Origin of the sequence: Streptomyces sp. NPDC046215, from assembly GCF_040646215.1 — a bacterium.
GTDB classification, from domain to species: Bacteria; Actinomycetota; Actinomycetes; order Streptomycetales; family Streptomycetaceae; genus Streptomyces; species Streptomyces stramineus.
On sequence record NZ_JBEYZW010000037.1, the window covers coordinates 35,546 to 48,904 of the forward strand.

Annotated in this window: 13 protein-coding genes and 1 riboswitch; of the genes, 8 read left to right on the plus strand and 5 right to left on the minus strand. The window is 72.9% G+C overall.

Going from position 1 to position 13,359, the window contains the following annotated elements:
- Positions 1-100: 100 nt before the first annotated feature.
- Positions 101-174, minus strand: a riboswitch (cobalamin riboswitch).
- A 120-nt stretch (positions 175-294) separates the two neighbouring features.
- The 3 genes from cobG to ABZ951_RS18015 all read left to right on the plus strand — a co-directional run bounded on the left by cobG (position 295) and on the right by ABZ951_RS18015 (position 3,893).
- Entirely contained in the window at positions 295-1,677 is a 1,383-nt protein-coding gene (gene cobG, locus ABZ951_RS18005) for a precorrin-3B synthase (protein ID WP_361280214.1), read from the plus strand.
- An 84-nt stretch (positions 1,678-1,761) separates the two neighbouring features.
- Positions 1,762-2,388 carry a precorrin-8X methylmutase gene (locus tag ABZ951_RS18010; RefSeq protein WP_344092257.1) on the plus strand — a complete coding sequence of 209 codons (627 nt, stop codon included), beginning with the start codon at positions 1,762-1,764 and terminating at the stop codon, positions 2,386-2,388.
- 11 nt (positions 2,389-2,399) lie between these two features.
- Positions 2,400-3,893, plus strand: coding sequence for a precorrin-2 C(20)-methyltransferase (locus ABZ951_RS18015; protein ID WP_344092283.1), 1,494 nt, complete (start codon positions 2,400-2,402; stop codon positions 3,891-3,893).
- Between the two features lie 170 nt (positions 3,894-4,063).
- Here ABZ951_RS18015 and ABZ951_RS18020 read toward each other — a convergent pair whose 3' ends face one another.
- Together ABZ951_RS18020 and ABZ951_RS18025 are read right to left on the minus strand one after the other, a co-directional pair.
- Positions 4,064-4,507: a macro domain-containing protein gene (locus tag ABZ951_RS18020; RefSeq protein WP_344092281.1), complete on the minus strand. Its 444-nt coding sequence runs from the start codon at positions 4,505-4,507 to the stop codon at positions 4,064-4,066.
- Positions 4,508-5,306: 799 nt separating this feature from the next.
- A complete protein-coding gene (locus ABZ951_RS18025; RefSeq protein ID WP_344092255.1) occupies positions 5,307-5,702 on the minus strand; it encodes a cupin domain-containing protein in 396 nt (131 codons plus the stop codon).
- Between the two features lie 52 nt (positions 5,703-5,754).
- Here ABZ951_RS18025 and ABZ951_RS18030 point away from each other — a divergent pair, with 52 nt between their 5' ends.
- From ABZ951_RS18030 to ABZ951_RS18040, 3 genes are all read left to right on the plus strand, one after another.
- Positions 5,755-6,756, plus strand: a complete 1,002-nt coding sequence (locus ABZ951_RS18030; RefSeq protein WP_344092253.1) for a helix-turn-helix domain-containing protein — start codon at positions 5,755-5,757, stop codon at positions 6,754-6,756.
- A 210-nt stretch (positions 6,757-6,966) separates the two neighbouring features.
- Positions 6,967-7,713: an LppX_LprAFG lipoprotein gene (locus tag ABZ951_RS18035; RefSeq protein WP_344092251.1), complete on the plus strand. Its 747-nt coding sequence runs from the start codon at positions 6,967-6,969 to the stop codon at positions 7,711-7,713.
- 45 nt (positions 7,714-7,758) lie between these two features.
- Positions 7,759-8,319, plus strand: coding sequence for a hypothetical protein (locus ABZ951_RS18040; protein WP_344092248.1), 561 nt, complete (start codon positions 7,759-7,761; stop codon positions 8,317-8,319).
- Positions 8,320-8,474: 155 nt separating this feature from the next.
- On the opposite strand, the gene ABZ951_RS18045 is transcribed toward ABZ951_RS18040, so the two are convergent.
- Positions 8,475-9,557, minus strand: a complete 1,083-nt coding sequence (locus tag ABZ951_RS18045) for a cobalt-precorrin-5B (C(1))-methyltransferase (RefSeq protein ID WP_344092279.1) — start codon at positions 9,555-9,557, stop codon at positions 8,475-8,477.
- A 203-nt stretch (positions 9,558-9,760) separates the two neighbouring features.
- Here ABZ951_RS18045 and ABZ951_RS18050 point away from each other — a divergent pair, with 203 nt between their 5' ends.
- A complete protein-coding gene (locus tag ABZ951_RS18050) occupies positions 9,761-10,522 on the plus strand; it encodes a cobalt-precorrin-6A reductase (RefSeq protein WP_344092246.1) in 762 nt (253 codons plus the stop codon).
- 231 nt (positions 10,523-10,753) lie between these two features.
- On the opposite strand, the gene ABZ951_RS18055 is transcribed toward ABZ951_RS18050, so the two are convergent.
- Positions 10,754-11,206, minus strand: a complete 453-nt coding sequence (locus tag ABZ951_RS18055; protein ID WP_344092244.1) for a hypothetical protein — start codon at positions 11,204-11,206, stop codon at positions 10,754-10,756.
- Positions 11,203-11,682: a hypothetical protein gene (locus tag ABZ951_RS18060; RefSeq protein WP_344092242.1), complete on the minus strand. Its 480-nt coding sequence runs from the start codon at positions 11,680-11,682 to the stop codon at positions 11,203-11,205. The genes ABZ951_RS18055 and ABZ951_RS18060 overlap by 4 nt, the downstream gene beginning before the upstream one ends.
- Before the next feature lie 627 nt (positions 11,683-12,309).
- Here ABZ951_RS18060 and ABZ951_RS18065 point away from each other — a divergent pair.
- Positions 12,310-13,353, plus strand: a complete 1,044-nt coding sequence (locus ABZ951_RS18065) for a hypothetical protein (RefSeq protein WP_344092240.1) — start codon at positions 12,310-12,312, stop codon at positions 13,351-13,353.
- Positions 13,354-13,359 lie beyond the last annotated feature (6 nt).

A 13,359-nucleotide genomic window follows, 5' to 3' on the forward strand; every position in this document is an offset into this window, starting at 1 on the left:
AGGGCATGGAGGGTCGCCCGGGGCGTGCCGGACCGGAAAGTGCGCATGCGGCGGCTGGCCTTCCTCGGGGTCCGCGCCCCGGGCGGTTGGAGGACGGCGGGAGTTCCTGACTCGCGCGGCATCGCTGCCGTGCTCACAGTGGCGGGACCGTGCCGGAGTCTCACCGGCTTCCTCCCCTGTCGCCGTCGCTGGCGTTTGGCGGCCGGTAGCCGAAGGACGGGAACCGGTCGCCGCTCAGCATAGTAAGCGCTGGCAGGCGCCGTACGGGCCGGTGTGCCGGATGCGATCGTCGGTATGCTCGCCGCCATGTCCGTCACCCCCTCTTCCCCCTCGGACCGGGAGGAAACGACCGCCGCCGGGCGGGCGCCCCGGGTCCGTGGTGACGCCTGCCCGGGTGCGCTGCGGCTGCACGCCGCGGACGACGGGGCGCTGGCCCGCGTCCGCGTGCCCGCCGGGCTGCTGACGACTCGTCAGGCGTTGGTGCTGGCGGAGCTGGCCGAGGAGTTGGGCGACGGGAATCTGGACCTCACCTCGCGCGGCAACGTGCAGTTGCGGGGCCTCGCCGGCGGGTGCGGCGGCGCGCTCGGCGAACGGTTGCGCGAGGCGGGGCTGCTGCCGTCCGACCGGCACGAGCGGGTGCGCAACGTCGCCGCGTCACCGCTGTGCGGCCTCGACGGCGCCGGGCACGGGGACGTGCAGGGCTGGGCCCGCGAGCTCGACGGCCTGCTGTGCGCGAACCCGGAGGTCACCGAACTGTCGGGGCGCTTCCTGTTCGGCCTGGACGACGGCCGGGGCGACATCGCGGCCCTCGCCCCCGATGTGACATTGATCGCAGTCGGCGGCGGGCGGGCGGTGCTCTGTTACGCCGCCGCCTCCCCGGGCCTGCGGATCGCCGCCGCCGACGGGCCACGTGCCGCCGTCCTGGCGGCCGAGTGGTTCCTCGCCGAACGGCGCGCGCACGGCGCGACCGCCTGGCGGGTCAGGGAGCTGCCCGTCGAACACCGGCCGCGCGTCGACGCGTTGGGCCGGCGGCTCGCCGCCGCCGGCATCGCCGCGGAACCGGCCGCGGTCGCCCTCCCGTCCGGCGCCCCGGTGGAGCCCGGGCTCGTCGACGGCCCGGGCGGGACCACCGCCCTGTCGGTGGGGGCGCCCCTCGGGCGGCTGACGTCCGCCCAGTGGCGGCTTCTCGCCCGCACCGCCGTCGCGTACGGGAGCGGCGAGCTGCGTGTGACACCCTGGCGCGGCATCGTCGTCCCCGGCCGCCCCGCCGGGGAGCCCTCCGGGCCCGGGGCTCCGGCGCGGCTGGCGGCCCTCGCGGCGGCCGGTCTGGTGACCTCCGCCGCGTCGCCCTGGCACCGGGCGGGCGCGTGCGCGGGCCGGCCCGGCTGCGCCAAGTCCCTCGCGGACGTACGGGCGGACGCGGCGGCCTGCCTCGTGGCGGACCCGGGACACCGGGGCCCGGCCGGGCTGCCGGTGTACTGGTCCGGGTGCGAGCGGCGCTGTGGCCGGCCCGGCGGCAGCTGGGTCGACGTCCTGGCGACCGCCGACGGTTACGAGGTCACCGTCCGGGCCCCCGCGGCCGGCACCACGGCACGGGCCGCCTCGGCGGCGGAGCTGGCCGGGGCGGTGGCGGCCGCACGGTCTGCACCGGCACCGGCCCGGGCATCAACGGCATAGCAGGACAAGGCGCTCCCCTACGGAGCCACAGCCCCAGCGGCTGACGCGGTACGACCCCCAGAGCGAAACAGCGAGCGAGGCAGAGTGTTCGACTACGAAAAGGACGGCGCGTCAATTTACCGCCAGTCCTTTGCCACCATCCGCGCCGAGGCGGACCTCGGCGCCCTGCCGCCGGACGTCAGCCAGGTCGCCGTCCGCATGATCCACGCCTGCGGGATGGTCGACCTCGTACGGGACCTCGCCTTCAGCCCGCAGGTCGTGGCCCGCGGCCGGGCGGCGCTGCGCGCCGGGGCGCCGATCCTGTGCGACGCGAACATGGTCGCCAGCGGCGTCACCCGCAAGCGGCTGCCCGCCGGCAACGAGGTGCTGTGCACCCTCGCCGATCCGTCCGTACCGGAGCTGGCCCGGCGCATGGGCACCACGCGCAGCGCCGCCGCGCTGGAGCTGTGGCGCGACCGGCTCGACGGGGCGGTCGTCGCCGTGGGCAACGCGCCGACGGCCCTCTTCCGGCTCCTGGAGATGATTGCCGAGGGGGCGCCCCGCCCGGCGGCCGTCATCGGGATACCCGTGGGCTTCATCGGTGCCGCCGAGTCCAAGGACGCCCTCGCGGACAGCCCCCTGGGCCTGGACTACCTGGTGGTGCGGGGCCGGCGCGGAGGCAGCGCCATGGCCGCGGCCGCGATCAACGCGATGGCGAGCGAGGAAGAGTGAACGAGCAGCCTATGACGACGGGCCGGCTGTACGGCGTGGGCCTCGGCCCCGGCGACCCGTCCCTGCTGACCCTGCGGGCCGTCGAGGTCATCGCCGCGGCCGACGTCGTGGCGTACCACAGCGCCCGGCACGGCCGTTCCATCGCGCGCTCGATCGCCGAACGCCATCTGCGCGCGGACCACATCGAGGAGCGGCTGGTCTACCCCGTCACGGTGGAGACCACCGACCACCCCGGCGGCTACCGGGGCGCGATGGAGGAGTTCTACGAGGAGGCGGCCGCCCGGCTGGCCGCGCACCTGGACGCCGGGCGCACGGTCGCGGTGCTCGCGGAGGGCGACCCGCTCTTCTACAGCTCGTACATGCACATGCACAAGCGGCTCGCGGACCGCTACCCCACCGAGGTGATCCCGGGTGTCACCTCGGTGAGCGCCGCCGCGGCGGCCCTCGGCACACCCCTGGTGGAGGGCGAGGAGGTTCTGACGATCCTGCCGGGCACCCTGCCCGAGGAGGAGCTGACGGCCCGCCTGGTCTCGACCGACTCCGCCGTCGTGATGAAGCTCGGCCGGACGTTCCCCGCCGTGCGGGGCGCCCTGGAGCGCTCGGGCCGACTGGCGGACGCCCGCTACGTCGAGCGGGCCACGATGCCGGGGCAGCGCACGGAGGCGCTGGCGGAGGTGGACCCGGAGTCGGTGCCGTACTTCTCCGTGGCGGTCCTGCCCAGCCGCGTCGACGCGAAGCCCGCGGCCGGGCGCGGCGAGGTCGTCGTCGTGGGCCTCGGCCCGGCCGGCCCGCTGTGGCTGACGCCCGAGGCGCGCGGCGAGCTGGCGGCGGCTGAGGACGTCGTCGGCTACAGCACGTACGTCGACCGGGTGCCCGTCCGGCCCGGCCAGCGGCGCCACCCCTCGGACAACAAGGTGGAGTCCGAGCGCGCCGAGTTCGCCCTCGACCTCGCCCGGCAGGGCCGGCGGGTCGCGGTGGTCTCCTCCGGCGACCCGGGCGTCTTCGCGATGGCCACGGCGGTGCTGGAGGTCGCCTCGGAGGGCCCGTACCGCGAGGTGCCGGTCCGGGTGCTGCCGGGCATGACGGCGGCCCATGCGGCGGCGTCCCGGGCGGGGGCGCCGCTCGGCCACGACTACGCGGTCGTCAGCCTGTCCGACCGCCTCAAGCCGTGGGAGGTCATCGCTTCCCGGCTCCGCTCGGCGGCGGCGGCGGACCTGGTCCTGGCCCTGTACAACCCCGGCTCCCGCAGCCGCCTCTGGCAGGTGGGCAAGGCCCGCGACTTGCTGCTGGAACACCGCACGCCGGACACGCCGGTGGTGCTGGGCCGCGACGTGGGCGGCCCGGAGGAGAGCGTACGGATCGTCACGCTCGGGGAGTTGGACCCGGAGCAGGTGGACATGCGCACGATCCTGATCGTGGGCTCGACGCAGACGCGGGCGGTCCGGCGGGGTGTGGACGGCACGGAGGAGATCGTCTGGACACCGCGGCGGTATCCGGAGGGGTGAGGTGGGCGCCCCACCGGCGGCCGGGGGGAACCGGCTGCCGATGGGGCGCGTTCAGCGGCTCTGCGGGACGAGGGGTGGGAGGAACGGGGCAGCGGGACGTCGGCGGCTCCGGGTCAGCCGTGCCCGCTCGGCCGAGCCGGCAGGGAACCGTCACGGTTCACCCGGTCGGCTCAGGCGCCCGGCATGTCGTAGACAGTGACGGGAACGCCCTCTTCCACCAGGCGGGTTCGCAGGAGCGGCTCGACGCGGTCCCACGTGCCGCCGGCCAGGCCGCAGCCGATGCGGGGCATGTGGGCGGAGGCGCCGAGGCGTATGCAGTGCCCGGCCAAGGTGTGCAGGGCCGCGTCGATCGCTTCGTAGCGTATGGGCACCCCGGGCCGCCCACGGCGGGCGACACCATGCTGACCGATCATGTTCGCCACCCACCTGCCGGGCCCGTCCGACCCCACCGGGACGAGCTGGACCGCCCCCAGGGCGAAGTCGCTCCCCGGCTCGTCGCGGCCCCGGTACCAGGCACGATAGGCGGATTCCGGCTCCGGCCACCGCCGGGACACCGCCTTCACGAACCCCTTGCCCCAGCCGCCCGCGTCGTTGCACACATGCGCCGGCACCATGGGGCCGGCGCCCTCCGGAGCCGTCGCGTCCCCGCTCGTATACCGCACCTTGTTGGTCACCGTTCCACGGTAAGGACGACCACTGACAATCGAGGATCCGCGGCGGCGGGCGGCACCGCGCCGGGCGGGCTCCGGAGCGCCGGCGGCGGCACCCGTCCGGCCGGCACCGGGCTGATGGCCCCTCAGGGGCCGGGCGGGCTCCGGGCGCACGGCTGGGCCGTTGGGGTCATGGCTCACCGTGAAATGGGTGATGTGCCGGTAATGTATGGGGTTACCAAGCGCTTTGCCGGGACCGTTCCGTGCTTCGTGGGTCACTCCATGGGGTCCACGAACGCTGGGCCCCGGGAAGGGGTGGCCGATGGGCTCCTACGGTCCGGAGGGTCACCGCGGCGACAGGTGGGACCGGCTCTACCGCTGGGCCCGCTGGCTCGGCCCGCTCTACACGGCCGTCAGGGCCGTGCGGGAGTGGGTCTGACCGTCACCTGACGCGAAAGGCCCCGGCCCGGTGGGTCGAGGCCCCGCGGTGATGTAGAGAGCCTCATCCCCAACGGCTTCGCGGGCTACGGGGGCGGGGCTCTCGCTTTGCACGGCGTGCTGCACGGCCGGACGGCACGTCGTATATGCCGAACCGACATCGCACACTAAACACCGTGAGGCAGGGGCTGTCAAAGGTTCCGCGCGCCGTCGCCGAGTCGCCGACAGGCGACCCACACCCCCTCCCACCTGCGTAAACGTCGGCGGTTAGGCACGCTGACACGCCGTGCTCCCCCCGCGTGGCGAGCGAGGGGCCCCGGCCGGGTCAGGAGCCGAGCGCGTGGCCGGTCGTGGCGTCCACGTGGTCCGGGATCGCGTCGTGGCGGTCCCCCACGGTCGGCGTTCCCGTGGGCTCGAACAACAGGAGCGCAGCACCGGCCGGAGCGTGCGGCTTGTGCTCGGTCCCCCGGGGGACGGTGAACACCGAGCCCTGCGGGAGCACGACCGTGCGCTCCCCGGCGGGCTCGCGCAAGGAGATGTGCAGTTCGCCGTCGAGCACCATGAAGAACTCGTCGGTGTCGTCGTGGACGTGCCAGATGTGTTCCCCCTCCGCCTTGGCGATGCGGACGTCGTAGTCGTTGACCCGCGTGACGATGCGGGGGCTCCACCGGGCGTCGAAGGAAGCCAGCGCCGTGCTGAGGGAAACAGGTGCGTTGCTCATGAAGATGATCCTTCGTCAGTCACCCGGGCGGCGTAAGTGCTAGGAATCGCACATGACGAAAGAATCCTCGCAAGCGGAACGGGGGACGGCCCCGCACCGGGTCGTCGTGATCGTGGACGAGAACTCGAACCCCTTCGAGCTCGGCTGCGCGACGGAGGTCTTCGGCCTCCGCAGACCCGAGCTCGGCCGTGACCTCTACGACTTCGCGCTCTGCTCCCCTGAGCCGGGCACGCTGATGCGCGACGGATTCTTCACCCTCACCGGCGTCGCGGGCCTGGAGGCGGCCGACTCCGCGGACACGTTGATCGTTCCCAACCGGCCCGACGTGGAGGTGCCGCGCCGCCCCGCCGTGCTCGACGCCGTCCGACGGGCTCACGCGCGCGGCGCGCGCCTGATCGGCTTCTGCAGCGGCGCCTTCACCCTGGCCGAGGCCGGGGTTCTCGACGGGCGCCGGGCCACCGCCCACTGGCAGTGGGCGGACGCCTTCCGGGCCCGCTTCCCCTCCGTCCGGCTCGAAGCGGACGTGCTGTTCGTGGACGACGGGGACATCCTCACCGCCGCCGGGAGCGCGGCCGCGCTCGACCTCGGGCTGCACGTGGTCCGCCGCGACCACGGCGCGGAGGTCGCCAACTCCGTGAGCCGACGCCTGGTCTTCGCGGCCCATCGGGACGGTGGGCAGCGGCAGTTCGTGGAGCGCCCGGTGCCCGACCTGCCGGACCACTCCCTGGCCCCGGTCCTGGCCTGGGCCCAGGAACGGCTGGACACGCCCCTCACGGTGTCCGACCTCGCGGCACGGGCCGCGGTCAGCCCGGCCACCCTGCACCGGCGCTTCCGGGCACAACTGGGCACGACGCCGCTGGCCTGGCTCACGGGAGAGCGGCTCGCCCTGGCCTGCCGGGTGCTCGAACGGGGCGAGTCCCCCTTCGACGTGGTGGCCCGCCGCAGCGGCCTCGGCACGGCCGCCAACCTCCGCACCCTGCTGCGCCGCGAGACGGGCCTGACGCCGTCGGCGTACCGGCGGCGGTTCGGGGTGGGGGCGGGATGCCGGACGTGATCGGAAAAGTGGTGTCGGTGACGCGCTTTTGCACATAAGATCGCACTTCGCCTGCCGGTGTCGGCTCCCCAGGCGCGGAACCCTTTCCTCCTCCCACCCGCAAGGGCGGCTGTCGGGCGTTCCGCCGAGAACGACGCCGGAGTTCCTTTTCGACGTTGAGTGAAGATGGGTAGTGCTTTGAGAACGTTCCGCGGTAGTTCCCTGGTTGTCGTGGCGGCCGGTCTGGTGCTGGGTCTGACGGCCTGTGGAGGAGGCGGTAACGGCAAGGCTGACCCCGTCGCCGACCTGAAGGCCGCGGCCGGGAAGGCGGCGGAGCAGAATTCCTACAAGGCCAAGGGCACGAGCAAGGACCACGAAGGCGAGACCTCGCTGGAGATGCTCTATTCGGAAAAGCCGTGGGCCTCCGACCTCAAGGGCACCGGCCCCAAGTCGGCCGACAACCCGACCGGCGAGATCCGCATGATGAACACCGGCGGCAACCTCTACATCAAGAGCGGTGAACCCGTCGGCGGCAAGGCATGGATGAAGGTCGAGGTCGGCGAAGCACGTCAGGCCCCCAAGTCTGATTCGATGCGCTCCGCGGGCCTCCAGGCCGCGGTCCTCGCGACGTCGAAGGACGTCAAGAAGGTCGGCGAAGAGAAGGTGGGCGGGCGCAAGACCACCCACTACAAGGGAACAGTCACCCTTTCGGAACTCGCGGCGTACAAGGGCGACCTGCTGACGGAAAAGCAGCGGGACAGCTATGCCCAGCCCGCGATGTACGGCGGCGCGAAGACGCTCGACCTTGACGTATGGGTGGACGCGAACGACCTGCCCGCGAAGACCAGGGAATCCAGCAAGGGCTCCAAGGGCGAAAGCACCACGACGCTCGAGTTTCTGGAGTACGGCCTCAAGGTGAACGTACAGCCGCCGCCGGCCGGCGAGGTGGCGTCCATGAAGGACATGATGAAGGGATAGCCACATGTGTGGTCGAGCCGAGAGGAACTGGCCCCAGGGGCCGTCATGACTCACCGCATGAAGCCGCCGGCCGTCCTGAAACGGGCGCTCGGCACGTGGCCCTGTCGGCTCGCCCTCGCCCTGGCGTTGTGTGTGCTCATTCCTGTCGGTTGCACCGTCATCGTCGGGGCCGTATCGGACGGCTGTCCCGAGCCGAATCCCCTGGTGCTGGAGCGTCACCTCCCCGGTACGTACACCGGCCCTCATGGAATGAAGATCCGGCTCGCCCCCGGTGCTCCCCGTGACGAGGGAGCGGACACCCTGCGTGTGGAGAAGTGGCCGTTCGATCTCTTCGCCGTCGACAGCACGGGCAAGGCGGGGCAGGACAGCGCCGGCAAAGCGCGGCTCTTCGACGGCTCGGGGGACTGGAGCTACGCCGAGGCCGAGACCTCCGCCGGGAAGTACCCAAGACTCACACTGCACTTCAACGAGGGGACCCCCAAGGAAGACGTGCCCTCCACGGACCAGCACCTGATGGTCGGCGGGACGCCGGACAACCCGGAACTGTACGAGGATGAGGTCGCCGGAGGCTGCACCAACGCCACGTATCGTCGGACAGGGAGTTGACCGCATCGGTCGGTCACATCGTCCGCCTGAGCTCGGCCAAGGGGTCTTCCGTCAGCCGGACCGGCTTCGTGAGGGCGGCCTCGAAGGCCCGCCGGGCGAAGGTGTACGGGCATTCTGACGGGCGCCGGCCACGCTCGCCAGTGAGTACGGCGTGGTCAGCCGTCCCGCGGGCCCCTCGGTTCCGCGCGGCCCACGATCGTGCCCGCGCGGTCGATGCAGATCACGTCGACCGTGACCGGCGCACCCCGCAGGACCGCCAGCGCCTCGTCCCGTGCCGTGGCCGCCACCAGGTCGCCGAGCGGGACGCCGCGCGCCGCGCAGCGCTGCAGGGCGTCCAAGCCCGTGTTGGCGCCCGCGACCGCCGCCACCAGTTCCTCGTCCGCGCCGGCGTGGCGGGCCAGTTCGGCCAGGAAGCCCTTGTCCACCTGGGAACGGGCCGAGTGCAGGTCGAGGTGGCCCGCCGCCAGCTTGGAGAGCTTTGCGAAGCCGCCCGCGATCGTCAGCCGGTCCACCGGGTGGCGGCGTACGTACTTCAGTACCGCCCCCGCGAAGTCGCCCATGTCCAGCAGGGCGTCCTCCGGCAGGCCGTGCACGGCCACCGCGACCTTCTCCGACGTCGAGCCCGTGCAGCCCGCCACATGCGTGCGGCCCGCCGCACGGGCCACGTCCACACCGCGCCGGATGCTGTCGATCCACGCCGAGCAGGAGTACGGCACGACGATGCCCGTGGTGCCGAGGATGGAGATGCCGCCGAGGATGCCCAGGCGCGGGTTCCACGTGGAGCGGGCGATCTCCTCGCCGTGGTCGACCGACACCTCGATCTCCACGTCGCCCGTGCCGCCGTGCCGGGCCGCGACCTCCGCCACGTGCTCCCGCATCATCTGCCGGGGCACCGGGTTGACCGCGGGTTCCCCGACGTCCAGCGGCAGCCCCGGCCGGGTGACGGTCCCCACTCCGGGGCCCGCCCGGAACACCACTCCGGAACCGGGCGGCAGCGGCCGTACCGTCGCCCGGATCAGCGCGCCGTGCGTGACGTCCGGGTCGTCGCCGGCGTCCTTGACGATCGCCGCCATCGCCCGCCCGTCCCCCAGCTTCTCGGCGGCCAGGGCGAAGGCGGGCGTCTGCCCCTTGGGCAGGGTGATCGTCACCGGGTCGGGGAAGTCGCCGGTGAGGAGCGCGGTGTACGCGGCCGTGGTGGCCGCGGTCGCGCAGGCGCCGGTGGTCCAGCCGTGCCGCATCCCCGTGTGCGCGAGCTGCGCGCCCCGCGCGCCGGTGGGGGCCTGGGACTCAGCCACGCGGCACCGCCGCCGCGGCGCGTCCCCGGCCGGGGCCGGGCAGGCCGGGCCCCGTACCCTGACCAGTCGGTGCCACGGCGGCACCGGCCGGGCCGGACGCGGACGACGCGCCGCGCACCCGGCGGACCCGACACGGGAGAGCAGCGGTGCACAGGCCACGCCACGTCCTGATCCTCGGCGGCACCACCGAGGCGCGGCGGCTCGCGGACGTCCTGGCCGGTGACCCCGCCCTGCGCGTCACCAGCTCACTCGCCGGACGCGTCGCCGAGCCGCGGCTGCCGGCGGGGCAGGTGCGGATCGGGGGGTTCGGGGGGCCCGAGGGCCTGGCCCGCTGGCTGCGCGAGCAGCAGGTGGACGCACTCATCGACGCCACCCATCCTTTCGCCGGCACGATCAGTTTCAACGCGGCACGAGCGGCCGCCGGGGTCCATGTTCCCCTGCTCGCCCTCCGCCGCCCCGGCTGGGTCGCGGGCCCGGGCGACGACTGGCACCCGGTCGGCTCGCTGGACGAGGCGGCGCGGGTGCTGCCCACGCTGGGGGAACGGGCGTTCCTGACCACGGGCCGGATGGGCCTGGCCGCCTTCGCCCACCTAGAGAATATGTGGTTCCTCATGCGGTCCGTGGACGCCCCCGAGCCGCCGGTGCCGCCGCGCATGGAGGTCCTGCTCGACCGGGGGCCCTTCACGGTCGAGGGCGAGCGGGCGCTGCTGCGGCGGCACGCCGTCGACGTCCTCGTCACGAAGGACAGCGGGGCGGCGGCGACGTCCGCGAAGCTGGTCGCTGCGCGCGAGGCGGGCGTGCCGGTCGTGGTCGTCCGCCGCCCGCCGGCCCCGGAGGGGGTACCGGTCGCGGAGGACCCGGCGGGGGCGGCGGCGTGGGTGCGGGGTGTTCTGGCCGGGTTCGGGTGACGACCGGCCGGTCGGGCTTCGGTGGCCGGGCGCGGGCGGGTTCCCCGATTCAGCACCGGTAGTACTGCGGGGCCCCGTCCAGCCGTTGCGGCTGTTGCCGACTGAGCGGCACGATGCCGTGCCTGTCTCTGCAGTCCTCGCACGCGTAATAGTGGCAGGCCACGCAGTCGCCATCGACCGTACCTACCGCTACGGTCCCCTCCCGACTCTCCTTGCACCACGAGCACCATCTCACTGCCGCTCGTCCTCACTAGCGGTAAGTTGCCACACGGCGTAGGCGTCGCACAGCATCCGTTCGCCCTCGGGCGGGGGCAGAAGCCAGTGCACGCCTGGTGGGTCCGTGCGGTGAGGGGCCGGTACCGCGATGCTGTGCGACGAGCCGATGCAGAGGGCGTCGCCGTCCCACCCTTCGGCGGTGCCCGGCGGTACGAGGGCGTAGTACCAGCCGAGCGGGTCGGCGATCACGGCGGAGTGGACTCCGCGCTCGCGGAACGCCCGCTGCGCGCCCTGGTCCCCCGGTTCTCCGGCAAGGTTCTCCACCGCCGACGCGGCGATCTGGACGGCATCGAAGAGATGCCCGGTGAGCGCCTGAACCGGCTGCCCCTGCTTCCATGCCTGTCGGCCGGAGGGGAAGAGCAGTCCCTGGGACAGCCACCCGCCCACACCCTGGTCGGCGCCGCTCACTGGGGCCTCCGGTGGGTGAGCAGGTCGCGTACCAGCTCCGGAGGGCAGAGCTGAGCCCGGTCCGTCGGAGGAGGCAGGATCCAGTAGGCGCCGGGCGGCTCGCGGCGGGTGGGCGGGGGCGCGGTGACGTAGTGGCTCGGGTAGCCGCGGCCGCGGCATTCCGTCCGGGGCTCGGCCCAGGTGGCGCTCGTGCCGGGCGGTACGAGCAGGACGTAGTCGAGCCGGGTCCGGGGGACGATGACGCCGTGGGTGAGACCGGCGTCGCGGAGGTGGGCCTCGACGGCGTCACGGTCGCGGATGACCAGCGCCCTCTCGACCAGGGGAGCCGGGAGGTACAGGGCGTCGAAGTGCTCGCTGACGCGGATGCCGGCACTGGCTCCCCGGGCCCAGGTGTCACGGGCGCGGTACGGGAGGTCTGTGCGGCACAGGAGCCAGCGGGCGGCGTCCCAGGTGGTGTCGGGGGAAGTCTGGGTCATCGCGTCACCTCGGGCCGATGGCAGGTGCACTTGCAGGGAAGCGGCTCCGTCTGAGCCGAGCGGGAAGGCGAGCCGATCCGGCGCAGCGGTGTCGCCCCGAGGCAGTCCCGGTGCCGGCCGATCCGACAGCTCTCCGTGGTGTGCGAGTGGGAGGGGCGCGTTACCGGCACCGGCGCACCCCACTTGGTTGCACGGCTCGGCACCGGTCTTGGCCGTGCCCTGTTCTCTTGGGGTGCTTCGTCATGGCCACGCTCCTCCTCTTCTCATGCGGTCCCATGAACAGAGAACTGCGTGTGCGATCCATGCGGCGGACTCCGGGCCGGACTTTGGCGGACTTTTGGACGGTCTTCCTGGAAAGCGGACCTTCGGCACCGGCCGCAGTCGCTACGGTCGGTACCCGCAGGCTCATCGGGGGTACAGATGACGGAGCAGGACACGCCATTCGCTCGTGAGTGCGCGGCACGGGGATGGGATCAGCCCACCGCCTTCTTACGGGCTTTCCAGGAGACGGCCCGCATGGTCGGCGAGCAAGTAGCCTTAACCGACCGACAGTTGCGTCGGTGGCGCCGACCCGGCCCCCCACGACCTCGTGCCCGAGCCTGGCGGGTGCTGCACGCAATGTTCGGCATGAGCCCCCTGGCCATGGGATTTCCGGGGCCAGAGCCCGATGCGGTGGAGGCGGCGGGCAGACAGGAGGAGGGGACGCGTGTGGACCGACGTCATTTCGTCGCCGACACGCTCGGCACCGCTGCCGGCCTCACCCTCGGGCCGTCGACGGCGATCGGCACGCCGCACATCACTGAGCTCCGCGAAGGTCTGCGCTCGCTCTACACTCTCGATGACGCCTACGGGGGCGACGCCGTCAGGTCACTTGCGATCCGCCATCTGCGCCGGATCCGCCGCATCATCAACAATGGGACGTACCCGGATACCATCGGCCGTCAGCTTCAGCTCCTCGCAGGAGAGACTGCCGAGCAATGCGCATGGCTCTTCTACGATGCAGACGATCAGGAGGCCGCGCGCCGGTATTGGGGCGAAGCGCTCACCGCCGCCACCGTGCTGGGTGATGACGGCCTGGAGATTCTCGTGCTCGCCAGCCTCAGCATGCAGGCCGTTCACGAGAACCGGCCGCGTGATGGGTATGACCTGGCCCGCGCCGCTTACCACCGCGCTGCTCCTCTGGGATCACCGACCCTGCTGTCCTTGATCGCCGCCCGCGAAGCACGCGCTTTGGCCCGGATGAGGGATCACAGGGCAGCCCGGGGCCGGCTCGCGGAGTCCATGCGGCTGGCCGATCGGCCGGGGCGGCCGGCACCCGAGTGGGCGGCCTTCCATGGGCATGCAGAACTTGATTACACACACGGCTTACTCAACGCCGAGGCGGGGCACCATCGGGCCGCCGTCCCCTTTCTGCGTGCTGCGCTCGCCCATCAAAACCGTACGTACGGCCGTAATCGGGCTTTGTACCGACTGACCCTCGCCCGGAGCCTGGTGCAGGCTGAGGATGTCGAAGAAGGGGCCGCCGAAGCCGTCGCCAGTATGGAACATCTCGCCGAGGTGGAATCCGGACGCGTCCTACGTCGCCTCGCCGAAGTCCGAGATCTGCTCACCGGCGTCGATACGGCGAGCGCAAGGGAGTCGGCCGAGGCGCTGGCCGATTACGTCCGCTGAGAGGAG

Bases quoted from the DNA above. Each gene is read 5' to 3' on its own strand.
- ABZ951_RS18040 (WP_344092248.1), top strand. From the start codon at position 7,759: ATGACTCACCGCATGAAGCCGCCGGCCGTCCTGAAACGGGCGCTCGGC.
- ABZ951_RS18020 (WP_344092281.1), bottom strand. From the start codon at position 4,507: ATGGTGCCGGCGCATGTGTGCAACGACGCGGGCGGCTGGGGCAAGGGG.
- ABZ951_RS18015 (WP_344092283.1), top strand. From the start codon at position 2,400: ATGACGACGGGCCGGCTGTACGGCGTGGGCCTCGGCCCCGGCGACCCG.
- ABZ951_RS18065 (WP_344092240.1), top strand. From the start codon at position 12,310: ATGAGCCCCCTGGCCATGGGATTTCCGGGGCCAGAGCCCGATGCGGTG.
- cobG (WP_361280214.1), top strand. From the start codon at position 295: ATGCTCGCCGCCATGTCCGTCACCCCCTCTTCCCCCTCGGACCGGGAG.
- ABZ951_RS18045 (WP_344092279.1), bottom strand. From the start codon at position 9,557: ATGCGGCACGGCTGGACCACCGGCGCCTGCGCGACCGCGGCCACCACG.
- ABZ951_RS18025 (WP_344092255.1), bottom strand. From the start codon at position 5,702: ATGAGCAACGCACCTGTTTCCCTCAGCACGGCGCTGGCTTCCTTCGAC.
- ABZ951_RS18060 (WP_344092242.1), bottom strand. From the start codon at position 11,682: ATGACCCAGACTTCCCCCGACACCACCTGGGACGCCGCCCGCTGGCTC.
- ABZ951_RS18030 (WP_344092253.1), top strand. From the start codon at position 5,755: ATGACGAAAGAATCCTCGCAAGCGGAACGGGGGACGGCCCCGCACCGG.